A 23,945-nucleotide genomic window follows, 5' to 3' on the forward strand; every position below is an offset into this window, starting at 1 on the left:
TCACGACGGTGCAGGACGTCGCGCAGACGGTGCTGTTCCTGTCGGCGTTCCCGAGCGCCGCGCTCACGGGCCAGTCGTTCATCGTCAGCCACGGCTGGTTCATGCAGTAACGTCCTCGCCTCCCTGACGGGAGGCGATTCCCGCATCACGTCCATTCTCACGACTCACGATGGCGTACCGTCGAGCGACGGCACGCCATCCGTCTCCGCCGTCCACGGCGGGATTTCTCGGAGCAACTGATGAAACCGCACGCGCGTACAGAAAAGCAGGCCGTCGATGCGGCGGACCTGCATCACGAAGCCGGCGCGCCGGCCGCTGCGCGGTCGCTGCCTTACGAAACGATCGCGCTCGTCCTGCAGGGCGGCGGCGCGCTCGGCGCGTATCAGGCCGGCGTGTTCGAGGGCCTGCACGAAGCGGGCATTCCGCTCGACTGGATCGCCGGCATCTCGATCGGCGCGCTCAACACCGCGCTGATCGCCGGCAATGCGCCCGAACATCGCGTCGAGCGGCTGCGCGAATTCTGGGAAACGATCTGCCAGCCGGCGTTCTTTCCCGCGATTCCGGCCGCGTTCGAGTTCGCGCTGTTCAACAGCATCGATCAGATCCGCACGTTCTTCACCGCGTCGCAGGCCGCGAGCGCGATGATGCAGGGCCAGCAGGGCTTCTTCGTGCCGCGCTTCCCGCCGCCGCTGCCGGGCGTGTCCGATCATCCGGAAAAGATCAGCTGGTACGACACGTCGCAGCTGCGCGCGACGCTGCTCAAGCTGTGCGATTTCGACCGGATCAACTCGGGCGAGACGCGCGTATCGGTCGGTGCGGTCAACGTCGGCACCGGCAACTTCGTGTACTTCGACAACTCGCGCATCCGCCTCGAGCCCGAGCACTTCATGGCGTCCGGCGCGCTGCCGCCCGCGTTCCCGCCCGTCGAGATCGACGGCGAGTATTACTGGGACGGCGGCGTCGTGTCGAACACGCCGCTGATGGAAGTGCTGCGCGCGCGTCCGCGGCGCGACACGCTCGCGTTCCAGGTCGACCTGTGGAGCGCACGCGGGCCGCTGCCGCGCACGATGGCCGACGTCGCGGAACGTACGAAGGACGTGCAGTATTCGAGCCGCACGCGCTTCGTCACCGACACGCTGCAGCGCGAACAGCGCTACCGCAACGTGCTACGCCACGTGCTCGAGCAGGTGCCGGAAGAGCAGCGCAAGAACGATCCGTGGTGCGTCGAGGCCGAAGCGATGTCGAGCGGGAAGAAGTACAACATCCAGCACCTGATCTATCAGCAGAAGGCGTACGAGCACCACTACAAGGACTATCAGTTCGGTCTGTCGACGATGCGCGACCACTGGAGCGCGGGGCTCGATGACATCCGCAAGACGCTCGCGGTCAAGGACGGCCTCGCGCTGCCCACCAACGACGCGGGCTTCGTCACGCACGACATTCACCGCCGCCGGTAATGCCGCGTGCGGCGGACCGGCGCGCTGCCTGCGTCGGTCCGTCCTCCTTTCCGATTCGACATGCCGATTTTCATTGCGCTGTTCGCGCTCATCGCCCTGGGATGGGGCGCGGTTCACCTGTTTCACGTCATCGCCGCGCAGTTCGGCCAGCCGGTCGCGATCGCGGCCGCCGTGCTCGCCGCCGCGATCCTGATCGCGCTGGTCGCGTGGTGGATCAAGCGTCGCCGTGACATCGCACCGAACACGAAGGAACAAGGCTGGACCCACATCGTGCATCGCGCGTGGGGCGAGGTGCGCGTGTCCGCGACGCAGGGGCTGCTGTGGCTGTCGCATGACGGCGCGGACGGCCGCTATACGTTGTCGCAGCTCGACGGCTGCGAAGCCGCGCCGATCGATGGCCGCTGGCATCTGGTCGTGCGCGTGCGCGACGCCGTACGCGGCGAATGGAAGCTGCCGATGATGGACAAGCGCGATGCGCAGCGCTGGGCGCGCGTGCTGATGCTCGCGCGGGACAACCGGCTGTGACGTGTCACGGCCACGTGCCGACGCCTGACGCCCGACGAACCGGAATGCCGCTGGCCGCTTCCTAGCGCGCGCCGAGCGCCCATAACGCGTCGAGCACGTGCTGGGTCGACCGCTCGACCGGGCCGGCCCGATGGGCGATGCCCAGTTCGCGCCACAACGCCGGACGCAGCGGCCGCATGACGATGCGTGCGTCCGGCAACGGGGCGCCCGCCTCGTGCGGCAGCAGCGTCGCGCCGTAGCCCGCGGCGACCAGACTCTTGATCGCATCGTTGTAGTTGAGTTCGATGCGCGGCTCGGGGCGGTGGCCACCGAGCGCGAACCATTCCGTCGTGAGCCGCGACAGGCGGGTGGTCGCATCGTTGAGAATCAGCGGACGCGCGGCCAGATAGGCCGGCGTCACACGCGCCGGCAGCCGCCAGTCCGCGGGCAGAAAGGCGAGCACCGGATCGCGCCGCCACGCGCGGATCGACAGCCCCGCGACCGCCGGCTGCGGCAGCGCCACCAGGCCGACGTCGAGCGTGCCCTGCGCGATGCGCGCCAGCGTGTCGTGCGACGTGAGTACCGCGATCTGGACATCGATGTCCGGATGCCGCTCGCGCAGCCGGGCCACCGCCTGCGGCAACAGATGAGCGATCGCGCCGGTCGATGCGCCGAGACGCACCCGCCCGGTCAGCCCCTGCACTTGTCGCTCCACGTCGTCGAGGGTCGACTCGACCTCGGCCAGCAGACGGCGCGCCCGCTCCACCAGCACGGCACCGATGGTCGACGGCTGCACGTTGCCGCGCGTGCGCGACAGCAACGGCGCACCGATGCGGCTTTCGAGTTCGGCAACATGCAGGCTGACCGTCGGCGGCGCGAGATGAAGCAGTTGCGCGGCGGCCACGAAGGATCCCTGGTCGGCGATCGCGACCAGCGTACGCAGTCGATCCAGACTGATCTCGCGCATTTCCACCTCTCGTTCAGGAAATCTGAATCTCGCAATCAGGAAATTCAACTTTTCCTATTCTAGGCGTTCGATGGACGATATGGCTTTCCCGACGTCCGAAGCGAGGAACGCGACCATCATGAGCCTCTCCACTGTCTACATCGACGGCGACCAAGGTACGACCGGACTGCAGATCCACGAGCGCCTGCGGGATCGCACCGACCTGCGGCTCGTCACGCTGCCCGATGCCGAGCGCAAGAACCCCGCGCGGCGCGCCGAGGCGATCAATGCATCCGACATCGCGATTCTGTGCCTGCCGGACGCCGCCGCGCGCGAAGCGGTCGGCTTCATCCGGAATCCGGCGGTACGCGTGATCGACGCGAGCTCGGCCCATCGCACCGATCCGGAATGGGTCTACGGCTTTCCCGAGATGATCGACGGACATGCGCAGACGATCGCGCACGCGCGGCGCGTCACCAATCCGGGCTGCTATCCGACGGGCGCGATCGGCCTGCTCGGGCCGCTGCAACGAGCCGGCCTGCTTCCGCGCGACTATCCGGTGAGCATCCATGCCGTGTCCGGTTACTCGGGCGGCGGCCGGGCCGCCGTCGACGAATTCGAATCGAACGGAGCCGCACGCACGAAACCGCTGCAGGTCTATGGCCTCGCGCTTGCGCACAAGCACGCGCCCGAAATCCAGCTGCACGCCGGGCTCGCGCATCGTCCGCTGTTCGTGCCGGCCTATGGCGCCTATCGGCAAGGCATCGTGCTGACCGTGCCGATCGAGTTGCGCCTGCTCCCGGCAGGCGTGACCGGTGAGTCGCTGCATGCGTGTCTCGCGCACCATTACGCCGGCGCGCGCCACGTCGAGGTCACTCCGCTCGCGGATACGCGCACGATCACGCATCTCGATCCGCAAGCGTTGAACGGTACGAACGACCTGCGGCTCAGCGTGTTCGTGAATGCCGAGCACGGTCAGGTGCTGCTGTCCGCCGTATTCGACAATCTCGGCAAAGGGGCATCCGGCGCGGCCGTGCAGAATCTCGACCTGATGCTCGGTGCGGCGAGCGCGGCGAGCACATCGAAGGCGGCGTGAGCCGCGGGCGGGCGTCATCATTGGCCGGTCCGGCGCATCGCGGCCGCCGGTGCGCGCGACACGCTACCGGATCGCGACGCGGTTGCGAGCCAACGACGGGCGTCCGCCAACACTTTCACATGCCCCCGTAAAAGCTCACCTTTGGCCGATTTCAGGCCGCATCGTCCCCCGCTGCGGCGTTCAACCCGGCAAGCGCCTCCGCGAGAAAATCGACGCACACGCGCACTTTCGCCGAAGCCGCGACGCGTTCCGGATACACCGCCCAGATGTTCGCAGGCTGAATGACGTCCGGCAGCACGCGACGAAGCGCGCCGCGTTCGATCAGCGGCCCCGCTTCCCAGATCGAGCGCAGCACGATCCCGCGCCCGGCCAGCGCCCATTGCACGGCCACCTCGCCGTGGTTCGTCGACAGCGCGCCGCCGACCTTCACCGTTGCCGTTTCGCCGCGCAGGTTCAGCCGCCAGACGCCGAACGGATGGTCGCGCTCCTTGATCGCGAGGCAGTCGTGCGATGCGAGATCCGCGAGCGTGCGCGGCGTGCCGCGCCGTGCGAGATAGTCGGGCGACGCGCACAGCACGCGATAGTTCGCGGCAAGGCGGCGCGCGATCAGGTGATCGGCGATCTCGTCGCCGATGCGCACGTCGAGGTCGTAGCCTTCGCCCGCGACGTCGACGAGCCGGTCGAACAGATCGAGCCGCACGTTCAGCTGCGGATAGCGCGCGGAGAAGTCGAGCAACGCCGGCGCGACGACATGACGGCCGAAACCGAAGCTGCTCGAGATGCGCAGCGTGCCGCGCGGCACCGTGCGCGTGGTCGACACGTCCTCGACGAGATGATCGACGTCGTCGAGAATCTTCTCGGCACGCGCGAACACGCGTTCGCCGGCCTCCGTGACCGTCACGCGGCGCGTCGAGCGATGCAGCAGCCGCGTGCCGAGCTGCGCCTCGAGCAGCGCGATGCGCTTGCTCACATAGGCGGGCGAGACCGCGAGCTGCTCGGCCGCCGCGCTGAAGCTCGTCAGACGGACGACCAGGCTGAAGACGCGCAGGTCGTCGAGATTCGGTGATTTATTCACGATTCGTGGAAAGTCGATTAACCTTTCGCACGATTTTAATCTGAATGGAAATAAATAAAATGGCGTCGTGTTCCGCTGCGCACGCTGCCGGCGGCCCGACCAGCCAAGGAGGCTTGCATGAGCGACAAGACGTACAAGATTGCCGTCATCCCCGGTGACGGCATCGGCCGTGAAGTGATGCCCGAAGGCCTGCGCGCGCTCGACGCCGTGACGGCGCGCTTCGGCATCCGTTTCCAGTTCGAGCAGATCGATTGGGCGAGCTGCGACTACTACGCGCAGCACGGCAAGATGATGCCGGACGACTGGAAGGCCCGGCTGTCGGGCATGGACGCGATCCTGTTCGGCGCGGTCGGCTGGCCCGCGACGGTGCCCGATCACATTTCGCTGTGGGGTTCGCTGCTGAAATTCCGCCGCGAATTCGACCAGTACATCAACCTGCGGCCCGCGCGCCTGTTCGACGGCGTGCCGTCACCGCTCGCCGGCCGCAAAGCGGGCGACATCGACTTCATGATCGTGCGCGAGAACACCGAAGGCGAATATTCGTCGGTCGGCGGCACGATGTTCGAAGGCACCGACCGCGAAGTGGTGATGCAGCAGTCGATCTTCACGCGTCACGGCACGGAGCGCGTGCTGAAGTTCGCATTCGAGCTCGCGCAGCGCCGCGCGAAGCGCCTGACCGTCGCGACGAAGAGCAACGGCATCGCGATCAGCATGCCGTGGTGGGACGCGCGCGCGGCCGAGATGGGCGAACGCTATCCCGAGATCGCCGTCGACAAGCAGCACATCGACATCCTGTGCGCGCGCTTCGTGCTGCAGCCCGACCGCTTCGACGTCGTCGTCGCGTCGAATCTGTTCGGCGACATCCTGTCCGACCTCGGGCCGGCCTGCACGGGCACGATCGGCATCGCGCCGTCTGCGAACCTGAACCCGGACCGCACGTTTCCATCGCTGTTCGAACCGGTGCACGGCTCCGCACCGGACATCGCGGGCCAGTACATCGCGAATCCGATCGCGATGATCTGGTCGGCGGCGATGATGCTCGACTTCCTCGGCAACGGCGCGGGCCGCGAACGCGAGGCGCACGATGCGATCGTCGCGGCGATCGAGGACGTGCTGCGCACCGGGCCGCGCACGCGCGATCTCGGCGGCCATGCGGGGACGCAGGAAGTGGGAGAGGCCATCGCGGTGCGGATCGCCGGCTGACGGAACGATCCGAAGGCGCGCGGCTCGGAAGGGTTCGATCGATGTCGTGCTCAATGGTGAGCAGCACGACTGACTGCCGCGCACCTTCGTCGATTCCGACGCGCGCGCCTGGAGGCGTGCGTGTCGATGTCGAACGGTGAGCAACGCGATTCGGCGGCACGCCCGGTTACGTGTCGATTCATCGCGGTGACCAGCGTCATGTCGAAGTCGAGCGGTGAGTTGCATCGCGCATCGATATACACCGATTGAAACTTGAAACTCACCGTCATGCATGTATGCAGCAAGTGCGCCGACGATGTCGCGTGCCGCGCTTCGATCAGTGCAACCGCACCGTTTCCTGCGAAGATCGATCGGTGAGATGCAGGGCGTGAAGAATCACACCGTCCCGCACGAAATGCCTCCACTCCCGAAAACGCTCACCTCAACCTGCGGCTCCCGTATTCCCTCACCGTTCAGCACAGGCGTCGCGCTCGATGCATGATCGAGCGCGTTCGCGCGACGCCATCGTGATGCGTCACAGCCCGAGATCGGACAGGCCGGGATGATCGTCCGGACGGCGACCGAGCGGCCAGTGGTACAGGCGATCCGCTTCGCGAATCGGCAGGTCGTTGATGCTCGCGTGGCGATGCGCCATCAAGCCGTTTTCGTCGAACTCCCAGTTTTCGTTCCCGTATGAGCGGAACCAGTTGCCGGCGTCGTCATGCCATTCGTACGCGAATCGCACCGCGATGCGATTGCCGCCGAACGCCCACAGCTCCTTGATCAGCCGGTAGTCGAGCTCGCGCGTCCATTTCCGCTGCAGCAGTCCGACGATCTCGTCGCGGCCCGTCACGAACTCCGCGCGATTGCGCCACCGGCTCTGCGGCGTATAGGCAAGAGAGACGCGCTGCGGGTCGCGCGTGTTCCACGCATCCTCCGCGGCACGCACTTTCTGGCGCGCCGTATCGAGCGTGAAGGGCGGAACGGGCGGACGAACTTCCGGGGACGCGGACATGGGATGCTCCTGTTCAAGGTTGGGGCTGCGCACGAACGCAGCCGGTTGGGATGCGTTACTTCGACGCTCGAGACACCGTATCGAGCAAGAGTTCGGCGGTTGCGCGCGCATCGCGCGCCGCGGTCGCATCGCCGCTGACGAGCGCGACGCCGATCGCGCCGTCGATCAACACCAGCCATTGGCGCGCGAGGCGGGCCAGGCCGCGGCGCTCGATGCCGGCGTCGTCGGCATACGCGTCGAGCCGCTCGCGCACGAACGCAAGCAAGCGCGCCTTGTGCATACGCGCGACGACGCGTACCGGATCGTCGGTGTCGGCAATCTCGCCGGACGCATTCAGAAACGCGCAGCCGTGAAAATCGGGTTGCAAGAACCAGTCGCGCAGCACGTCGAACATGCCGAGCAAGTGCGCACGCGGCGACTTGCCGCACGCCAGCGTGGCGTCGACGAACCAGTGCATCCAGCGCTCGTCGCGGCGCTCGAGCGCCGCGACGACCAGCGCCTCCTTCGATTCGAAATGCGAATAAAAGCTCTTTCGCGCGGCACCGGATCGCTTCACGATCGCATCGACGCCCGTGGCGTGGATGCCGCCCGAGTAGATCAGCGCTTCGGCCGCGTCGAGCAGCCGGTCGCGAACGGCCGGTTCGCCGGAGAAGTCATCATGTGTGTTCATGGGTTTACGGTAGAACGATCGTTCTCCATCGTCAACTTCCACGTGAAAAGGCCCTGTCGTCCGAAGGGCCGAGCGCCGCCTGGTTTCGATGGCGGGCAGCGCATTGCAGGCGGCGTTTACGACATTTTTTCTTGAAGCTGGCGCAGGGTGCTCACTACACTTCGGTCAACCTGTCTGGCCGAAAGGACATCATGCAGCGACCGGAATCCGCACGCTCCGAGCGTGCCTACGCGGCTTATGCGAAGCGGCTCGATGGCCGTGTCGTCGTACGGCGTTTCGATCCGCGCAGCGATTCGTACGAGTCTTTGACCGCGTTGCTGCATCGCGCGTACGCGCCTCTCGGCGCCGCGGGCTTCAACTGTCCGGGTGTCGACCAGCCGGCGTCGGCGACGCGCGAGCGCATGCTCACCGGCGAGTGTTTCGTCGCGCTCGGGAACGCGCATCTGGTCGCGACGATCACGATGCAGCCGCACGATCCCGATTCGCGGTGCGATCCGTACCGCAGCCGACGCGTCGCGACGCTCGGCCAGTTGGCTGTCGATCCGGTGTGGCAGGATCGCGGCATCGGCCGTGCGCTGCTCGCGTTCGCGCAACAGCGAGCGGCTGCGCGTGGCGCGACGCACCTCGCGCTCGATGCGCCGCATGCGGCTATCCGACTCGTCGACTTCTATCGACGCGAAGGATTTCAGTTGATCGACGTGATGCGGTTTGCAGGGCACAGCTACGACAGCGCGATCCTGTGCAAGGCCGTTGGCTCGTTCGATGGGCGGATACCTGCATCCGACATGACGTCGATCCACGTCGCGCGGCGCGCCGGAGCGGCGTCATGAAACACGAAGCCGACGACGACCGCGCGCGGCTCGCACTGACGCATGCCCGCACGCGGGCAGCGCTGCGCATGCGCGGGCTGGTGAAGCTGACTGTCATCACGATCGCGGTCACGCAAATTCTGACGTTCGTGTTCGACGCCCTGCTCGCCGCAGCCGGCTACGCGCCGGAAGCCGCGACGTTGCTGCTGTTCCGTTTCGTCACGTGCGCGCTCGTCAGCTTCTGGCTTCAGGCGGACGCATCCCGCGCGTATCGGCATGCGGCGCAGTACGGGTTCGTGACGGTGTCCGGTGCGCATGGCGAACTGATCGAGATCGCACCGCAATGCCCGAAACGCTGGCTCGTCGTGTTGAGTCTGCAACTCGAACCGCGATGGTTGAACGGTGAGCGGATCAAATAGCGGGCAGCGCACCGATCAATGCAGCCGGGCATGCTGACAGGTGAGTTCGCATGTGGTTGATCGGCTCACGCGTCGAGGCGGTACCGTGACGGCGTTGCGTGATGACGTGCTGGCGCGGAAGCACATCGTGGCATGCGGGCAATGCGACAGAGGCTCGCTATTGAGGCGCGGCAAACGAAACGGAAGGGCAGGAAGAATGACACGCGCCGAACGACGCGATGACGCGGACGGGAGAGCGACGCTGACAGGTGAGGTGCACGCGCGATTGCATGTCACCGATGCGTGGCTTGCTGAGGAATCGAAGCACGATCGCGCTCATATCGCCAACGAGAAACGACGAGCAGCCCATTGACTTACTTGCCTGCACGCCTCGCGAATGCACGATCGAACCGTCATTCGGCACGCAAACACAGCTCCCGAATAATCTCACCTCACGCGTTCGTCGAAGCTGCCCTGCCTCGACAAACGCTCATGCCGACACGAACGGGGCAGTCGGCAAACGCGCCGAGCCGCCCCGCCGGCACTCAGACCGTCCAGTCGAGGATCACCTTGCCGCTTTCACCGGACAGCATCGCGGCGAAGCCTTGTTCGTAATCGTCGGCCGCAAAACGATGCGTGATGATCGGCGAGAGATCGAGGCCGCTTTGCAGCATCGCGACCATCTTGTACCAGGTCTCGAACATCTCGCGCCCGTAGATGCCCTTGATCTCGAGCCCCTTGAAGATCACCTGGTTCCAGTCGATCGCCGTCTGCGCGGGCGGAATGCCGAGCAACGCGACCTTGCCGCCGTGATTCATCGCCTCGAGCATGCTGGTGAACGCGCTCGGCACGCCCGACATCTCGAGGCCGACATCGAAGCCTTCCGTCATGTGCAGGTCGGCCATCACGTCGCGCAGCGACTCGCGTGCGACGTTGACCGCGCGCGTCGCACCCATCTTGCGCGCGAGTTCGAGCCGGTAGTCGTTGATGTCGGTGATCACGACGTTGCGCGCGCCGACGTGCTTCGCGATCGCGACGGCCATGATGCCGATCGGGCCCGCGCCCGTGATCAGCACGTCCTCGCCGACGAGATTGAACGACAGCGCCGTGTGCGTCGCGTTGCCGAACGGATCGAAGATCGATGCGAGATCGTCTGAAATCTCGGGCGGAATCTTGAACGCGTTGAACGCGGGAATCGCCAGATACTCGGCGAACGCGCCCTCGCGATTCACGCCGACGCCGACGGTATTTCGGCACAGATGCCGGCGGCCGGCACGACAGTTGCGACAGAAGCCGCACGTGATGTGGCCTTCGCCGGACACGCGGTCGCCGATCGCGAAGCCGCGCACTTCCTGCCCCATCTCGACGATCTCGCCGACGTATTCGTGGCCGACGTGCATCGGTACGGGAATCGTCTTCTGCGCCCAGTCGTCCCACTTCCAGATATGGATGTCGGTGCCGCAGATCGCCGTGCGGCGAATCTTGATCAGCACGTCGTTGTGTCCGACTTCGGGGCGCTTCACGCGCGTGAGCGTGAGACCCGGGCCGCGCTCGAGCTTTGCCAGTGCTTTCATGGTCGCGCCTCCTTCAGACGATGCCGAGCGACTTGCCGACGCGCACGAACGCGGCGACCGTCTGATCGATCTGTTCAGGCGTATGCGCGGCGCTCATCTGCGTGCGGATCCGTGCGCGACCGCGCGGCACGACCGGGAACGAGAAGCCGATCACGTAGACGCCTTCTTCGAGCAACTTGTCGGCCATGTTGGTCGCGAGCTGCGCGTCGCCGAGCATCACCGGGATGATCGGATGCGCACCCGGCACGAGCGTGAAACCCGCAGCGGTCATCTGTTCGCGGAAACGCGCGCCATTCTCGCGCACGCGTGCGCGCAGCTTCGCCCCTTCGTCGCTGCCGAGCAGTTCCAGCACCTTCAGCGACGCCGCGGCAATGCTCGGCGTCAGCGTGTTCGAGAACAGATACGGGCGCGAACGCTGGCGCAGCAATTCGACGACCTCGCGGCGGGCCGCGACATAGCCGCCCGATGCACCGCCCAGCGCCTTGCCGAGCGTGCCGGTGATGATGTCGACGCGACCGTCGACGCCGCAGTGCTCGGGCGTGCCGCGGCCATGCGCGCCGATGAAGCCGACCGCGTGCGAATCGTCGACCATCACGAGCGCGCCATAACGATCGGCGAGGTCACAGATGCCTTTCAGATCGGCGATGATGCCGTCCATCGAGAACACACCGTCGGTCGCGATCAGCTTGTGGCGCGCGCCCGCTGCGTCGGCTTCCTTCAGCTTCGCCTCGAGATCGGACAGGTCGTTGTTCTTGTAGCGGAACCGCTTCGCCTTGCAGAGGCGGATGCCGTCGATGATGCTCGCGTGGTTCAGCTCGTCGCTGATCACCGCGTCGTTCTCGTCGAGCAGCGTCTCGAACAGGCCGCCGTTCGCATCGAAACAGCTCGAATAGAGGATGCTGTCTTCCGTGCCGAGAAACGACGCCAGCGCGCTTTCGAGCTGCTTGTGCACGGTTTGCGTGCCGCAGATGAAGCGCACCGACGCCATGCCGAAGCCATCCTGGTCGAGACCGGCCTGCGCCGCGGCGATCAGGCGCGGATCGTTCGCCAGACCGAGATAGTTGTTCGCGCAGAAATTCAGCACGCCGGCACCGCTGGCGAGCCGCACGGCCGCCGCTTGGGGACTCGCGATCTCGCGCTCGGTCTTGTAAAAACCGTCCGCGCGGATCTGGTCGAGCGTCCCGCGCACCTGGGCGAGAAAGGCATCACGCATCGCAAAGCTCCTGACATGGGTTCGCAATCCGCCGCGCGCCGCTCGTGGCGGCAGCGCAACGGCCTGCTACTGTTATAGTCGGTCGTTCGGTTGACCGCATTTATCCGATATTCCGAACTAGAATTCGAAATACCGAACAACTCTAAGCGAACGGAAACCAAATGGCAAGTTCCTCCGCGTCGCGGCGCACGCGTGCCGGCGCCGCACTGCAGCCGCCGGGCGTGACGCCGCCGCGCGTCGGCGAGCAAATCCAGCGCCTGCGCAACGAACGCAAGCTGACCCTCGACGACCTGTCGCGCGCAGCCGGCGTATCGAAGTCGATGCTCTCCGAGATCGAGCGTGACAAAGCCAATCCGACGATCGCGGTCGCATGGCGGCTCACGAATGCGCTCGGCATCACGCTCGACGAGCTGTTCTCGCAGCCGAAAGCGCCGGAAACGATCCGCGTGGACGGCCCGCACGACATCCCGACGCTCGCCGGCCACGACGGCCGCTATCAATTGCGCGTATGGGGCCCGATCGACCTGGCCGGCAAGTTCGAGTGGTACGAGCTGACGCTGCCGGGCGGCGGTGCGCTCGTGTCGAACGCGCACGAACCCGGCACGCGCGAGCACCTCACCGTGCTGCAGGGCGCGATGGAAATCGAAGCCGCGGCGGCGAGCCGGCGCCTGAAGGCCGGCGACACCGCGCGCTACCCGGCCGACACACCTCACGCCATCCGCAACCCCGGCAAGGCCGAAGCGCGCGCACTACTGATCGTGATTCATCGCTGACGATGCGAATAGCTGGCCGAAAGGCCAGTTGCGGAAAATACTGTATGTTTGTACAGTATACGGACATTCCGCCATGCATTGGCCGGGCCGGCGCACCGAGGCGCCTGCTCCGGTCGACAGGAGCCTGCGATGATAGAAGAACAAGATTTGGCCGCGCTCAGCTTCAAGGCTGCCGCGCACGACCTCGAGTTGATTGTGCGTCATATAGCCGGGCGCTACATCCATCAGCGCGTCCCGCTGTCGTGGCGTCTGCTGCACGCCATCGAAGCCGAAGCGCTCGCCGATCTCGGCTTTGCCAGCCGGCACGAAGCCGGCATGCGCCAGTTGTTCGAACGGCCGTCGGACATGACCTTTCCCGAAACGGATGATCCGATCGACTTCGGACGATCGAATGCACTACCCGCTGTCTTCTCGTTCGCGGTCCTCGCGTATGAAGCCGCAGCCAGATCGCAGGAAGCAGCACCCCGCGAGCGCAATCATCGCCCGTCCAAGGCGTGGGGCGACTGACACCCGGCTCCGGCCGTTCGATACGGCGGCCAGCTCCCGCATCCTGCTGCCCGCGACGTTGCGGATAGGGCTACCATATACGCAACTAACGGAATAAACGACATGTCCCTTCCCACATCCTCCGACACGCCCGCACGCCCGGAAGAAAAGGATCTGTTCGACCGCGGTGCGTCCGACTGGATCGTCTCGCCCGAAGCCGCGTTCGACGCCTGGCTTGCCATGCAGGACTACCGCCGTTCGTCGGCCGACGTCTACCGCGCACAATGGGGCGCTTTTCTCGCATGGCTACGTGCACATCAAAAAAATCTGGCCACGGTCGATACCGCAACGATCGCGAATTTCGTCAGCGAGCTTCCTATCCGGAAAACTCAGCGAATGCGCTATTTGAGGCTGATCGAACGCGTGCTCGACCACATCCGGCGCACCGAGCTCGCGTCCACCAACCCGGCCCGCTTCATTGCTCAGGATGGCGAAGCGAACTGGCGCCAGGCACGCGACAATGAGCCGACCGGTTTCCTGACACCGGCCGAACGCGCGAAGTTGCTGGCCTACCTGTTTTCGCCGATTGGTGTATCCGGCTCCGCATACTGGAAGGAGCGGCGCGACCGCGCACTCGTCGCCGCATTTCTCGGGGCCGGCGTGAAAACCGGCGAAGCACGCGTGCTCACAATTAGTTGCATCAATACGAGTGGAACGTCGCTGCAGATCCCGTCGACGCATCCCGATTTCGCGCGCGAAACCCATCTGGCCTCGTTCGCGATCGCGTTGCTCGAAGCATGGCTCGTGGAGCGCAAGCGCCAGGAGATTCCGGGGGAGCTCGTGTTTCCGGCATCGCACGCCGGGCGGCCGATGCACAAGGCGACGATGCTGCGCGCGATCAATGCGATCGTCGAATCTGCGGGGCTCACGTCATCACGCACCGCACGCGCGAGCCCGCAAACGCTGCGCAACACTTACGCAGCGGAACTGTTCGAACATGACGTGCCGCCCGAGCGGGTCGGCAAATGGCTCGGCTTCATGCGACCGATTTCGTCGAACCGTCTGCACCGCGCATGGAAAAACTGGCGCGATGATCTCGCGAATGGTGACGCGTCTGAGCAAGACGAAACGCTCTGATGCCGAGCCGGCTGCTCACACGACATGACTCGTGAGCAGCCTTGTGCGGCGTAGCCTCACCATTTCACAGCTCCCGGAAAGCCTCACCTCACGCGTCCCGAATCGTCTCACCTGTGCGATCCCTGTGTCGGGCGACACGTCAGTCGCGCGCAAAGCGCGCGATCGCTTCGAATCGTGAAGGCCACGGCCCCGACGCATGTTCGCACTCGGGGCACGACACTTCGAATCCGTCATCGCCATGCGACAACTCCGGTTCCCCGTCGCAATGCGGGCACTGGGTCGGCACCGGAATTTCGTGGTCCAGTGACGTCCCGATTGCGGAAAACGCATCCGCATCGAGCTGACCTGCGTCGGCCAGGCGGCGAATCAGTGCGGAGATCTCCGGATTCATCCCGCGGCTCGCGCGCAGCGTATTCACGTCGCGTGTCGCGCGGTCCAGTTCGTCGCTCTGGGTGCGCAACTGTTCCTCGAGCCGGTCTGCGCGGGCCTTGGCCGAACTCAGTTGCTGAAGAAAATCGAATTCCTTGCGCTGCACGTCGCGCAGACCGCTCTGGTAGGTCGACGCCATGCTGCGCAGCGAGTCCAGCTCGACCAGCATCGGTTTGACACGGCGCTCGGCTTCGGCCACCGCATCCTTGATCTGCTGCGCGTAGTGTTCGGTGCGCTGCTGCAATTCGGCTTGCAGCGTGTCGATGCGGTCGCGCAGCGTCGCATTCTGCGTCTGCTCGGTGTCGACGCGGCCGGCCATGACGGCCAGTTCCTTTTCAAGTCGAGCGACTGTGGTGAGCAGTGTCGCCTCGTTCGCCGAACCGTGCGTCGACTGCGAAGCCAGCTGCACCTCGAGTTCGGTCACACGCGCCTGCAGCTGCTCGTTGCGGGTTTCACTGCGCGTCAGGGCGCCCTCGAGGGTTTCTTGGCGAACCGTGGCATCGCGCAGCCGTTGTTCCGCATCGGTCAGGCCGGCGCGAACCTGTTCGCGATCGACATCGAGGCTTTCCCTGGCCGCTTTCAAGGCCTCTTCATATAGCGCGCCGAGCAACGCGCCTGCCTTTTCTTCGACCGCTTTCGGGATCGCCGCACCGTCGAGCCGGATTTTCGATGCGGAACGGATTCGTTCCCAGAAATGATCGATGTCCTTTGGAATGTCGCTGGCGCTGCCGGTCTGGGTCAGGTCGCGAACGTTGGCGGCCGATGGTCGGATACCGAGATCGAAGAACAACCGCTTGCACGCATGTAGGGACAACTCCTGGCGGCGCGCGCCGCTCGCGCGAAGCGATTCCAGTTCTTCTCGGATGACTTCACGCATTTCATCCAGCGTCATGGGAGAACTCACAGACATTGATATGTTGCGATCATAACGAAATACGTATTTTTTGATACTTGTTTTCGCGGAGTGTCGTGAATTTACGTCGCCGTTCAGAGAAACCAGCGCTGTGGGCCAATCCGGACGAACCAGCTCTTCGATTCCGTGAAACAAAGCGAAGAAAACAAGGCAAGTCCTTGTCCCGAAAGCATTTTTGAGTAGGCCCCGAAAAAGTGCATTTGTTTCACATGACCGACGTCATCGCAGCCGGTCGGTGTTCAGGCGTTGGGTCTCTGTGGAAAACTCGACGACCGATGTCTTGAGAGTATTAGAAGTAAACACCCTTGAACCCTTAGTTAAAAACGTTAACGCCACGGCACAGCCTTATGTAGCAAGGCTTTCCGGCCGACAAGGTGAAGTTTTACGGGAACCAAGGTGATCTTCTGCGGGAGCTGAAGTGATGGGGTTCGGGGATCTGCGTGAGCCGATGCAGGAAAGGTCGTGAGCGGATTCGGGATCACAGTGAAACATGAGATTCCCCAAAGGTGAGGTTTTTCGGGGCCACACAGCCACAGAACCCATGCGGTGCCTACGCGCACAGTTTTCTGCCTGTGCAGACACAGGTGAGAATTTGCGGGACCTTATTCGCGCCCCTATTCTGCCCATCTTTTGGGCAGTTTTCGGGAAAGGTGAGGTTTCACGGGACTCCACAGGGATTTGCTGTGAGGATTTCCGGGAAACGACCGTCATTTTGCACAGCAAAAGTGCCCTGTGAAGCCAGTGAGGCCCGAAAGGTGAGGCTTTTCGGGAGCAAAATCCGGGTTTTCCTGCACGGATCCCGATAAGGTGAGCTTTTTCGGGGCATCGATCACAGGCTGCCGGGCGCCTCACAGGTGAGGTTTTTCAGGAGCGCCATTTGCTCGAAGATTGGCGAAAGGTGAGGGTTTCCGGGATCGGGAGTGCAGCGAATTCGCTGAAAAGCCCACCGGGACTGGCGGAAATCTGATTTTCGCTGTGCCACTTTTTGGCACAGGTGAGATTTTTCAGGAGGCAGCACACAGCTGCCGCATCCGCCCGACCGCCGTAAAGGTGAGGCTTTTCGGGGGATGATCGCCGGACACAGCGGAACGCCTGGCGCACATAAGTATCGGATGTCATTGACATTTTTGATACCGCGGCGGTTACGGTGAGATTTTTCGGGAGCAGCTTCCGCGTTCGTTGGAACGTCGTTTTTATCGTCAAGGTGAGGTTTTTCGGGAGCCTTGAACTGCTGATCCCGCGTGGGTCGGGGATTCATCGATATCGAGGTCACAGAATTTCGAGCCGACAAGGTGAGAATTTTCGGGACCGAACGGATTCTGTGCGCTGTACAATGCGCGTCCGGGCCAGTGAAACGGTTTCGATCGACGTTGCGGACACGCTTTTCGGTGCCGGTTTCCGGATGCGGGGCGCGGTCGCGATTGCCCCATCAGCCGCGCCTGTACATGCATACAGGGCGTTGCGGGCCTGTCCGCTCGATGCCGCGACGGCCAGTGGTGGCGCTGTGACGAGCACCCGGAAGCGCAGTCGTAAAATTACGACAAATCGAAAGGTGAGCCGATACGGGAGCAAATTTCGCACGTATCGAGCACAGGCAAAAATCTGTGAATCCGCGCATCCCGCGACACGTCTGGACGAGTCCGAAACGCTTTAAATTCGGACCGGTGAGGGTTTTCGGGAGAGGGTTGGGGTGAGTGCCGTTTTGCGCGCGCACTTCACCGGCTATGGTGAGCATGTCGTTCTGGACGCACATCACCACAGGCGCTATCCTTCCGTGAAACTTCTCCTCCGACCAGACGCATGGCCACGAAGCGCGCCAAGAAAACCGATGTGGATGTGGTGAGTGCCAGTTCAGCCGAATTGCGTAAGGCCGTCGAGGCGATCGCAATTCAGCCGAAGAGCGGCAAGATCACGCTCCTGACCCGCAAGCTGTTCAACGTCCTGCTCGCCGTCGCGCAGCAGGCCGACGACTCGGGCGATACCTATCGCGCGCTGCTGTCGGACATCGTCGCCAACTCCGCCTTCGATTCGAACGACACCGCTCTGGTGAAGGAACACCTGCGCCGTATGGTGTCGGTCCAGGTCGAATGGAGCACGGGGACGTCGAGCCAGAAGCCGGGCCGCAAGTGGGGGATTTCGACGCTGATCGCCGATGCCGAAATTCTCGAGGATCCGGCCACCCGCCGCGTGTGGGTCGAATTTTCATTTGCACCGAAGATCAAGAAGAAGCTGCTCGACCCGGTCCAGTACGCGCGTCTGAGCCTGCAGTTCCAGAGCCAGCTGCGTAGCAGCGCTGGTCTTGCACTCTACGAAATCTGCGTGCGCTACCTGACGAACCCGAGCCACCTGACGATGCGCGAGCCGTGGGAATGGTGGCGGCCGATCCTGTCGGGCACGCCCGATACGGAAGCCGGCGACGAGGCGAAGCGCGAGTACAAGTACTTCAAGCGGGACTACCTGCGTCCGGCGATCGCCGAGGTCAACGCGGTCACCAACATCTTCGTCGAGCTGATCGAGCATCGTGAAGGGCGGCGGGTCGCGGAGATCCAGTTCCGCGTGACCGAGCGCAAGCAGCCGATGCTCGCGCTCGACGAGCATCCGAACGTGTTCGACAGCACGCTGGTCGACCGGATGGTGAAGCTCGGGATTCCGCTCAAGGAAGCGCAGACGCTCTACGCGGACAGCGAAGAAAACCGGATTCGCGCCGCGCTGCAGATGACCGAGCAGCGGATGCGCAGCACGACGCTGCCGCCGGTGCGCAGCGCGCCCGCGTTGTTCAAGGACGCGCTGAAGAAGGGTTATGCGCCGCCGGTCGAGTCCGTCGACGCGCTGCCTTCCGGCATGCCTGCCGCGAAGGCCGTCTCGGCGCAGCCGGACGATCTGAAGGCGCGTCTGTTGAGCGAATTCGCGGCGTTCCGCCGCAAGGAAGCGAAGGTGCTGTACGAGGAGCAGGGCGACGCGGAGCGCGAAGTGGCGCGCGAGTCGTTCGAGTCGGAGGTGTTGCCGACGATGGGCTCGCACTTGCGCGACGACTGGCGCAAGCGCGGTCTCGATTCGAAGCTGGCCGAGACGGCCTTTTTCGACTGGCTCGCCCAGAAGACCTGGGGCGAGCCGACCGACGGCGACCTGCTGTCGTTCACCCTGAATCAATCTCGGGCCGCCTGAGGCCCGTTCAGGCCCCTCTGACGGGGCCGTCGCCGGCCGCCCGCCATCGGGCGGGCCCGGCGCCTCACCAGGCCCTGCCGGCCGTTTCCATCACTCCGACAACAGCATCCGCTCGAGCTGCTCGAGGATCGCGTCGCGCTTGTCCTTCGGGAGGCCGCGCAGGCGCAGTTCGATGCGGTCTTCGCCATACGACTTCAGGTCGCCGACCGACTTGCCGCCGAGCTTGATCTCGAGACGCTGCGCATAGCGCTGGCGACCTGCCGGTTTCGGCGTTTCCTGCGCCGCGACGCGGCCCTTCACGATGTCCGACACCTGGCGCGTGCTGAGATCGTCGGACACGATCTTGTTGATCAGCCGCAGCGTCGCCTCGGTGCCGCGCGCATTGTGATAACGGCCGACCTGATACGCCATGTTCGACCCGAAGCGATCGGGGCGCGCGACCATCTCCTGCATCACGCTTTCCGGCAGCTTGCCGATCGACAGCGCAACCGCGACCGTCGACTCGTCGAGGCCGAGATGCTCGGACAGTTCCTTCTGACTCTGGAAATGTTTGTCGTCGAGGAAACGGCGCCATACGACGGCGTTGTCGAACACCGTCTGCGAATCGCGTTGCACGTTCAGGTCGTAGCCGAGCTTGTAGCTCTGGATTCCGATCGGCACATCGATCACGATCGCCTTCACCGACTCCTTGTTCGCTTCCTTCAACGCACGCACACGACGGCCGCCGTCGCTGACGAAATACGAACCCGGATTGTCGTAGTCCGGAATCACGTGAATCGCCTGCTGTTGCCCCTGCTTCGCGAGGTTGACCGCGAGTTCGGCAATCGACGACTTCAGATAGAAGTGCCGCGGGTTGAACGGGCTATGCTTGATCGCCTTCAGCGACAGCTCGATCACCTGGCCGGGCGCATAGCGGTTCTCGAGGCGCCACGCGCGATATTGCGGCGACTCGTCGGTCGACGGATCGAGCAGGACGTCCGGAGCCGGTGGCGGTGCGATGTCCTTCTTGGCGGATTTCGTCGGGGCCGGCGTGGCCGTCTCGGACTTGACGATGCCGTCGATGGCATTCAGCCGATCAAGCGCCGTGCGCTTCTCGCTCGTCGTGATATCCGGGCGCGCCTGGAATCCTTTTGCAAATTGGGAGGGTTTCATGCGACTCCTTTATGCGCATAAAGTCAGGGCAGCATGGCGACGATTTCGTCGGCACATGCGCGGATTTCCGCGGCGGCCAGCTTCGCGCCACGATCGTTCATCTGCAGCACGGTCTGACCGAGCGCCATCGCCTGCTTGTACGCTTCCCGGGTCGGGATTTGCGTCTTCAGCAACGGGAAGCCGAGTTCCTCGAGCGCGCGCTTGAGCTCGCGGGTCAGCATGCGCTTCTCTTCGGTCTTGTTCAGCAGGAAGACGGCGCGGAGATCTTCGTTCATCACCTGCGCCTGCTGAATCAGCTTGACCAGCCCGACGCTCGACCAATAATCGGCCGGCGACGACGAAGTCGGGATCACGGCGATCGATGCGGCCAGCAGCACGACGCCGGAGACCTTCTCGGTGATCGACGGCGGGCAATCGACGACGATGATGTCGTAGTCGTTGATGAACTTCTTGATTTCGCGATGGATCTGGCCGCCGGCTTCGGCGAGGTTGACGACCGGGAACGGGATCCCGGCGTCGCTGTCACCGGATGCGCTCGACCAGTGAACCAGTGTGTTTTGACCGTCTGCGTCGATGACGAGGACGCGCTTCCCTTTCTCATGGAATGCCGCGCCGAGGTGCATGGCAATCGTGCTTTTGCCGACGCCACCTTTTTGTTGAGTGACTGCAATGATTTCCGCGGCCAATTTTCACTCCTGTTTTTGGTCGTTGGAATTCTACAGGACGATATTTATATTTCAATGAAATTGTCGTTCGCCAACTACGCGTTAGCCATTCGGGCGATTGGTTTATGCGCATAAACGAGCTGGGGATGTCGGATGGCTGGTGCCGGTGGAGGAAGCGAGGTCGCTGCGGTGGATGATGAATGGTGATGCTCGTGACGACGGGCGGCTTCGGTTCCACGTTTGGCACACTGATCGGCACTGCCCTATTCATCGTTGAAGGGGGCGCTGCCGTGGTGTCGCGGAGTTTGTGCGCATAAACTTCGGCAGTGCCGGAGAGCACCGACGACTCTGAGTTCTCGCTTGAGCGTGCTCCCCGATGACAAACGCTGCGCGGCTCAGACCGATGCGACGCGATACATGCCATGTTCAGTGACGAAGCGCGCTGGCCGTCCCCACTGTGTTTATGCGCATAAACCACCGGGAGGCTCGGCCGTTCTCGGAGGTCACACGCCCCAGACTCCATCTCGCATTGCGCTGATGATCGTTCGGCGCATCGAAGTGCCCGCGCCGACCGTGATATCCGCGGTCCTTTCCATTAGGGGACGCGATAGCTTTATGCGCATAACCCCCCCGACGGATACATGAGGTGGTGGCTCTGCGTCGGCGCCGTCAACACGACATGACGATGAGTCTGATCCCCTGAGTTGTTCTCCACCGAAGATGGCGTCGCAAGATTGCCCATGCAGCGCACTCACTTTATGCGCATAAACGCACCAAGCGGACTAGGCACTCGTCGGCGCAACTCACTCGCCCCTGCACGCCACCCCGAGATTCCAATCCCCTTCCACCCGTGTACCGACACCCCGCCGAAACACCCGCAACCAGACTGGCTACAATACGGGCCTTTCTCATCCAGGCCCGAACGATGATCACGATCTACCACAACCCCCGCTGCTCGAAGTCCCGCGAGACGCTCGCATTGGTCGAGACGCTGAACACCACCGGCACGCCGGTGAACGTCGTCGAATACCTGAAGACGACGCTGACGGTCGAAGAACTGGAAGCGCTGCATCGTCAGCTCGGGCGCTCGGCGCGCGACATGCTTCGCGACGGCGAGGAGCCGTACAAGACGCTGGATCTGGCCCGTACGAACCTGACGGACGCGGAAGCCTACGAAGCGATTGCGGCGCATCCGATTTTGCTGCAGCGTCCGATCGTCGTGTATCGAGGTAAGGCCGCCATCGGCCGCCCGCCCGAGTCGGTGCGGGCGCTGTTCGAATAATTTTAGTTCGGCGTATTTTTCTTATCGGATCGATCCCGGCGCGAGCGCGCCGGGATCGACCGACAGAATTCGCAACCGCCAGCCGATCCCCGACGCCACGCAGCAGACAGCCCGTACTCGGCGCGCTCGCCCCACAAGCCGCCTCCAGCGTCGCCCCTACGACGTCAACAACGCCATCGCCAACTGCGACGCGCAACCACAGACTGACATCGGCAACTTAGCCCTTCGGCGCGTCGCCCGACGGCTCGTCCCGATCACCCCTCGCCTCATCCACCATCCCCCGCCCCGCCGCTGCATGCGCCGCCGCTGCATGCGCCGCCGTCCGCAGCATCGCGATCTGCCCGCGATATGCGCGGCATCCGCTGCAAGCCGGCAGATGCACGTGCACCTGCATGCGCTCATGGAGCGTCAACGCTCGATCGAGCGCATCCGACAGCAGTCGCGTCACGTCTCTACATTTCCCCGGCAGCATCTTCGGTCGTTAGTCCTTTTTCGCTCAGGCAGGTGCGCAGGCGCGTGCGCGCCCGATACAGCAGCACGCTGCAATGATTCGTCGTCAATGTCAGTTCGCTGCAGATATCGGCAATCTCGACGTCGAGAAATTCGCGCATCATGAATACGCGTCCGATGTGTTCCGGCAGGTGGTCGAGGCAGACCTGAAACAGCGTCCAGAACTGCCGTTGCTGCAGCAGCGTTTCGGGGCGTGCCCATGGTCGCGGCTTCGTGTGCGCGGCCCAGTGCCCGTTTTCCTTGAACAACTCGCGATCGAGCACGGATTCGCCGTCGAGCTCCGCATCGAGTGCGGACAGACTCACCGTCCGCTGCCGTGCACGCAGAATGTCGATCAGCTTGTTGCGCAGGATGCCGAACACCCAGGTCTTGTGGGCCGACCGTCCCGCGAACTCGCCCGCATGCGTCCACGCAGCGGTCAGCGCCTCCTGCACGGCATCCTCGGCCGCATCGGCATCGCGCAGTTGGAGTCGCGCGAAGCGCAACAGGTCGCGGCGCAGTTGCGCGAGATAGGTGGGGTCGTCGTATGCGGACGGCATGGCGGGTCGGGAGCCTTACGGAGCAGAGGCGATCATGGCGCGCCGTCGGGCGGGCGCATCGCGGTGCGAGCAGCTTACTGGTCGAGACGCCGCGCTGCAACGGATGTTCCGTCACGAATTCGCGAAGCCGGCCGGCGCGCTGCGCTATGCTTGCCGGAGCCCCGCACCGCGCGTCGTGAAATCGCGACGCGGGCGGTCTGTAACATCAGATCATAGCGGCCAAGTTATCCACAATTTCTGTGGAAAACCTTGTGGAAAGTCGGCCGGTCGGCCCCGTGGGACGGCTCGTGGGCTGGCTTGCCTATAAACAGACCTTTGTCGCCTGTTCGGAATCAATCGATCCGATTCCTCACCCACCGGAAGGAGAAAGCCATGTCCTATCGTGTTGCAGTCGTCGTCGGCAGCCTGCGTCGCGGTTCCTGGAACCGCGCGCTCGCGCATGCCGCGATTTCGCTCGCCCCCGCCGATTTCTCGTTCGAATTCGTCGAGATCGGCGAACTGCCGCTGTACAGCCAGGACTACGACGCGGATTTTCCGGAAGTCGCGAAGCGCTTCAAGCAGTCGATCGAAGCCGCCGACGCACTGCTGTTCGTCACGCCCGAATACAACCGGTCGATCCCGGGCGTGCTGAAGAACGCGCTCGACTGGGGCTCGCGCCCGTGGGGTCACAACTCGTGGTCCGGCAAGCCGGGCGCCGTGCTCGGCACGTCGCCGGGCGCGGTCGGCACCGCGCTCGCGCAGCAGCACCTGCGCAACGTGCTCGCGTATCTCGACGTGAAGACGCTCGGGCAGCCGGAAATGTTCATCAAGCATGACCCGGCGCGCATCGACGACGAGGGGCAGATCGTCAGCGAGGACACCCGCAAGTTCCTGCAGGGTTTCGTCGACCGCTACGTCGACTGGGTGCGCGTGCTGAAGGCGGCCTGAGCGCCGTCCCCTTCCCGCCGCCGGCACC

At 64.1% G+C, this 23,945-nt stretch carries 23 protein-coding genes and 1 pseudogene; 13 read left to right on the top strand and 11 right to left on the bottom strand.

Annotation, left to right across the window (positions count from 1 at the left end; translation table 11 throughout):
• The 3 genes and pseudogenes from WS46_RS35020 to WS46_RS02665 form a co-directional block, all read left to right on the top strand.
• A pseudogene (locus tag WS46_RS35020) lies at positions 1 to 110 on the top strand (3-hydroxybutyrate dehydrogenase); the annotation flags it as partial.
• Positions 111 to 239: 129 nt separating this feature from the next.
• Positions 240 to 1,457, top strand: coding sequence for a patatin-like phospholipase family protein (locus tag WS46_RS02660; RefSeq protein WP_059529084.1), 1,218 nt, complete (start codon positions 240 to 242; stop codon positions 1,455 to 1,457).
• 60 nt (positions 1,458 to 1,517) lie between these two features.
• The gene (locus WS46_RS02665) at positions 1,518 to 1,982 is read left to right on the top strand and encodes a hypothetical protein (RefSeq protein WP_059689201.1); all 465 of its coding nucleotides are present in this window, start codon (positions 1,518 to 1,520) and stop codon (positions 1,980 to 1,982) included.
• A gap of 61 nt (positions 1,983 to 2,043) precedes the next feature.
• On the opposite strand, the gene WS46_RS02670 is transcribed toward WS46_RS02665, so the two are convergent.
• A complete protein-coding gene (locus WS46_RS02670) occupies positions 2,044 to 2,928 on the bottom strand; it encodes a LysR family transcriptional regulator (RefSeq protein WP_059680146.1) in 885 nt (294 codons plus the stop codon).
• Positions 2,929 to 3,046: 118 nt separating this feature from the next.
• Between WS46_RS02670 and argC the strand changes: the two genes are divergently transcribed.
• Positions 3,047 to 4,003 carry an N-acetyl-gamma-glutamyl-phosphate reductase gene (gene argC, locus WS46_RS02675; RefSeq protein WP_059689355.1) on the top strand — a complete coding sequence of 319 codons (957 nt, stop codon included), beginning with the start codon at positions 3,047 to 3,049 and terminating at the stop codon, positions 4,001 to 4,003.
• Between the two features lie 151 nt (positions 4,004 to 4,154).
• Here argC and WS46_RS02680 read toward each other — a convergent pair whose 3' ends face one another.
• Positions 4,155 to 5,078, bottom strand: coding sequence for a LysR substrate-binding domain-containing protein (locus WS46_RS02680; RefSeq protein WP_059689202.1), 924 nt, complete (start codon positions 5,076 to 5,078; stop codon positions 4,155 to 4,157).
• A 117-nt stretch (positions 5,079 to 5,195) separates the two neighbouring features.
• On the opposite strand from WS46_RS02680, the gene WS46_RS02685 reads away from it, so the two are divergent.
• Positions 5,196 to 6,281 (top strand): tartrate dehydrogenase, encoded by a 1,086-nt coding sequence (locus tag WS46_RS02685; protein ID WP_059689203.1) that lies wholly within the window; start codon positions 5,196 to 5,198, stop codon positions 6,279 to 6,281.
• A 514-nt stretch (positions 6,282 to 6,795) separates the two neighbouring features.
• On the opposite strand, the gene WS46_RS02690 is transcribed toward WS46_RS02685, so the two are convergent.
• Together WS46_RS02690 and WS46_RS02695 are read right to left on the bottom strand one after the other, a co-directional pair.
• Positions 6,796 to 7,275 carry a nuclear transport factor 2 family protein gene (locus WS46_RS02690; protein WP_012365039.1) on the bottom strand — a complete coding sequence of 160 codons (480 nt, stop codon included), beginning with the start codon at positions 7,273 to 7,275 and terminating at the stop codon, positions 6,796 to 6,798.
• 55 nt (positions 7,276 to 7,330) lie between these two features.
• A complete protein-coding gene (locus WS46_RS02695; RefSeq protein ID WP_059689204.1) occupies positions 7,331 to 7,945 on the bottom strand; it encodes a TetR/AcrR family transcriptional regulator in 615 nt (204 codons plus the stop codon).
• Between the two features lie 191 nt (positions 7,946 to 8,136).
• Here WS46_RS02695 and WS46_RS02700 point away from each other — a divergent pair, with 191 nt between their 5' ends.
• Entirely contained in the window at positions 8,137 to 8,775 is a 639-nt protein-coding gene (locus tag WS46_RS02700; RefSeq protein ID WP_059689205.1) for a GNAT family N-acetyltransferase, read from the top strand.
• A complete protein-coding gene (locus tag WS46_RS02705; protein ID WP_059689206.1) occupies positions 8,772 to 9,173 on the top strand; it encodes a hypothetical protein in 402 nt (133 codons plus the stop codon). Before WS46_RS02700 ends, WS46_RS02705 begins: the two co-directional genes overlap by 4 nt.
• Before the next feature lie 524 nt (positions 9,174 to 9,697).
• On the opposite strand, the gene tdh is transcribed toward WS46_RS02705, so the two are convergent.
• Both tdh and WS46_RS02715 read right to left on the bottom strand, forming a co-directional pair.
• Entirely contained in the window at positions 9,698 to 10,726 is a 1,029-nt protein-coding gene (tdh, locus tag WS46_RS02710; RefSeq protein ID WP_059529060.1) for an L-threonine 3-dehydrogenase, read from the bottom strand.
• A 13-nt stretch (positions 10,727 to 10,739) separates the two neighbouring features.
• A complete protein-coding gene (locus WS46_RS02715; RefSeq protein ID WP_059529057.1) occupies positions 10,740 to 11,939 on the bottom strand; it encodes a glycine C-acetyltransferase in 1,200 nt (399 codons plus the stop codon).
• 161 nt (positions 11,940 to 12,100) lie between these two features.
• On the opposite strand from WS46_RS02715, the gene WS46_RS02720 reads away from it, so the two are divergent.
• From WS46_RS02720 to WS46_RS02730, 3 genes are all read left to right on the top strand, one after another.
• Entirely contained in the window at positions 12,101 to 12,712 is a 612-nt protein-coding gene (locus WS46_RS02720) for a helix-turn-helix domain-containing protein (RefSeq protein ID WP_059689207.1), read from the top strand.
• A gap of 129 nt (positions 12,713 to 12,841) precedes the next feature.
• A complete protein-coding gene (locus WS46_RS02725; RefSeq protein WP_059689208.1) occupies positions 12,842 to 13,219 on the top strand; it encodes a DUF2471 family protein in 378 nt (125 codons plus the stop codon).
• Between the two features lie 102 nt (positions 13,220 to 13,321).
• Positions 13,322 to 14,335 (top strand): tyrosine-type recombinase/integrase, encoded by a 1,014-nt coding sequence (locus tag WS46_RS02730; protein ID WP_059689209.1) that lies wholly within the window; start codon positions 13,322 to 13,324, stop codon positions 14,333 to 14,335.
• Positions 14,336 to 14,474: 139 nt separating this feature from the next.
• Here the strand turns inward: WS46_RS02730 and WS46_RS02735 are convergent, their stop codons facing one another.
• A complete protein-coding gene (locus tag WS46_RS02735) occupies positions 14,475 to 15,656 on the bottom strand; it encodes a DNA-binding protein (RefSeq protein ID WP_059529045.1) in 1,182 nt (393 codons plus the stop codon).
• A gap of 1,821 nt (positions 15,657 to 17,477) precedes the next feature.
• Between WS46_RS02735 and WS46_RS02740 the strand changes: the two genes are divergently transcribed.
• A complete protein-coding gene (locus tag WS46_RS02740) occupies positions 17,478 to 18,842 on the top strand; it encodes a replication initiation protein (RefSeq protein ID WP_059689210.1) in 1,365 nt (454 codons plus the stop codon).
• A 90-nt stretch (positions 18,843 to 18,932) separates the two neighbouring features.
• Here WS46_RS02740 and WS46_RS02745 read toward each other — a convergent pair whose 3' ends face one another.
• Positions 18,933 to 19,994, bottom strand: coding sequence for a ParB/RepB/Spo0J family partition protein (locus WS46_RS02745; protein WP_059689211.1), 1,062 nt, complete (start codon positions 19,992 to 19,994; stop codon positions 18,933 to 18,935).
• 23 nt (positions 19,995 to 20,017) lie between these two features.
• Entirely contained in the window at positions 20,018 to 20,680 is a 663-nt protein-coding gene (gene parA / locus WS46_RS02750; protein WP_040138954.1) for a ParA family partition ATPase, read from the bottom strand.
• 904 nt (positions 20,681 to 21,584) lie between these two features.
• Here parA and arsC point away from each other — a divergent pair.
• A complete protein-coding gene (gene arsC, locus WS46_RS02755; protein ID WP_059689212.1) occupies positions 21,585 to 21,941 on the top strand; it encodes an arsenate reductase (glutaredoxin) in 357 nt (118 codons plus the stop codon).
• 217 nt (positions 21,942 to 22,158) lie between these two features.
• Here arsC and WS46_RS02760 read toward each other — a convergent pair whose 3' ends face one another.
• Both WS46_RS02760 and WS46_RS02765 read right to left on the bottom strand, forming a co-directional pair.
• Positions 22,159 to 22,413 carry a zf-HC2 domain-containing protein gene (locus tag WS46_RS02760; protein ID WP_059689213.1) on the bottom strand — a complete coding sequence of 85 codons (255 nt, stop codon included), beginning with the start codon at positions 22,411 to 22,413 and terminating at the stop codon, positions 22,159 to 22,161.
• Entirely contained in the window at positions 22,394 to 22,990 is a 597-nt protein-coding gene (locus tag WS46_RS02765; protein WP_059529031.1) for an RNA polymerase factor sigma-70, read from the bottom strand. Before WS46_RS02765 ends, WS46_RS02760 begins: the two co-directional genes overlap by 20 nt.
• 372 nt (positions 22,991 to 23,362) lie before the next feature.
• Between WS46_RS02765 and WS46_RS02770 the strand changes: the two genes are divergently transcribed.
• Entirely contained in the window at positions 23,363 to 23,917 is a 555-nt protein-coding gene (locus WS46_RS02770; protein WP_059529029.1) for an NADPH-dependent FMN reductase, read from the top strand.
• The last annotated feature ends 28 nt before the right edge of the window (positions 23,918 to 23,945 follow it).

The sequence above is a fragment of the Burkholderia sp. RF4-BP95 genome (assembly GCF_001521985.1).
In the GTDB taxonomy this organism is placed as follows: domain Bacteria; phylum Pseudomonadota; class Gammaproteobacteria; order Burkholderiales; family Burkholderiaceae; genus Burkholderia; species Burkholderia diffusa.

Excerpts from the sequence above, each read along its gene's own strand:
- WS46_RS02705 (WP_059689206.1), top strand. The coding sequence starts at position 8,772 with ATGAAACACGAAGCCGACGACGACCGCGCGCGGCTCGCACTGACGCAT.
- WS46_RS02715 (WP_059529057.1), bottom strand. The coding sequence starts at position 11,939 with ATGCGTGATGCCTTTCTCGCCCAGGTGCGCGGGACGCTCGACCAGATC.
- WS46_RS02725 (WP_059689208.1), top strand. The coding sequence starts at position 12,842 with ATGATAGAAGAACAAGATTTGGCCGCGCTCAGCTTCAAGGCTGCCGCG.
- WS46_RS02695 (WP_059689204.1), bottom strand. The coding sequence starts at position 7,945 with ATGAACACACATGATGACTTCTCCGGCGAACCGGCCGTTCGCGACCGG.
- WS46_RS02665 (WP_059689201.1), top strand. The coding sequence starts at position 1,518 with ATGCCGATTTTCATTGCGCTGTTCGCGCTCATCGCCCTGGGATGGGGC.
- WS46_RS02760 (WP_059689213.1), bottom strand. The coding sequence starts at position 22,413 with ATGCTGCCGGGGAAATGTAGAGACGTGACGCGACTGCTGTCGGATGCG.
- WS46_RS02735 (WP_059529045.1), bottom strand. The coding sequence starts at position 15,656 with ATGACGCTGGATGAAATGCGTGAAGTCATCCGAGAAGAACTGGAATCG.
- WS46_RS02740 (WP_059689210.1), top strand. The coding sequence starts at position 17,478 with ATGGCCACGAAGCGCGCCAAGAAAACCGATGTGGATGTGGTGAGTGCC.
- argC (WP_059689355.1), top strand. The coding sequence starts at position 3,047 with ATGAGCCTCTCCACTGTCTACATCGACGGCGACCAAGGTACGACCGGA.
- arsC (WP_059689212.1), top strand. The coding sequence starts at position 21,585 with ATGATCACGATCTACCACAACCCCCGCTGCTCGAAGTCCCGCGAGACG.
- WS46_RS02730 (WP_059689209.1), top strand. The coding sequence starts at position 13,322 with ATGTCCCTTCCCACATCCTCCGACACGCCCGCACGCCCGGAAGAAAAG.
- WS46_RS02660 (WP_059529084.1), top strand. The coding sequence starts at position 240 with ATGAAACCGCACGCGCGTACAGAAAAGCAGGCCGTCGATGCGGCGGAC.
- WS46_RS02765 (WP_059529031.1), bottom strand. The coding sequence starts at position 22,990 with ATGCCGTCCGCATACGACGACCCCACCTATCTCGCGCAACTGCGCCGC.
- WS46_RS02720 (WP_059689207.1), top strand. The coding sequence starts at position 12,101 with ATGGCAAGTTCCTCCGCGTCGCGGCGCACGCGTGCCGGCGCCGCACTG.
- WS46_RS02685 (WP_059689203.1), top strand. The coding sequence starts at position 5,196 with ATGAGCGACAAGACGTACAAGATTGCCGTCATCCCCGGTGACGGCATC.
- WS46_RS02770 (WP_059529029.1), top strand. The coding sequence starts at position 23,363 with ATGTCCTATCGTGTTGCAGTCGTCGTCGGCAGCCTGCGTCGCGGTTCC.
- tdh (WP_059529060.1), bottom strand. The coding sequence starts at position 10,726 with ATGAAAGCACTGGCAAAGCTCGAGCGCGGCCCGGGTCTCACGCTCACG.
- WS46_RS02670 (WP_059680146.1), bottom strand. The coding sequence starts at position 2,928 with ATGCGCGAGATCAGTCTGGATCGACTGCGTACGCTGGTCGCGATCGCC.
- WS46_RS02690 (WP_012365039.1), bottom strand. The coding sequence starts at position 7,275 with ATGTCCGCGTCCCCGGAAGTTCGTCCGCCCGTTCCGCCCTTCACGCTC.
- WS46_RS02700 (WP_059689205.1), top strand. The coding sequence starts at position 8,137 with ATGCAGCGACCGGAATCCGCACGCTCCGAGCGTGCCTACGCGGCTTAT.
- WS46_RS02745 (WP_059689211.1), bottom strand. The coding sequence starts at position 19,994 with ATGAAACCCTCCCAATTTGCAAAAGGATTCCAGGCGCGCCCGGATATC.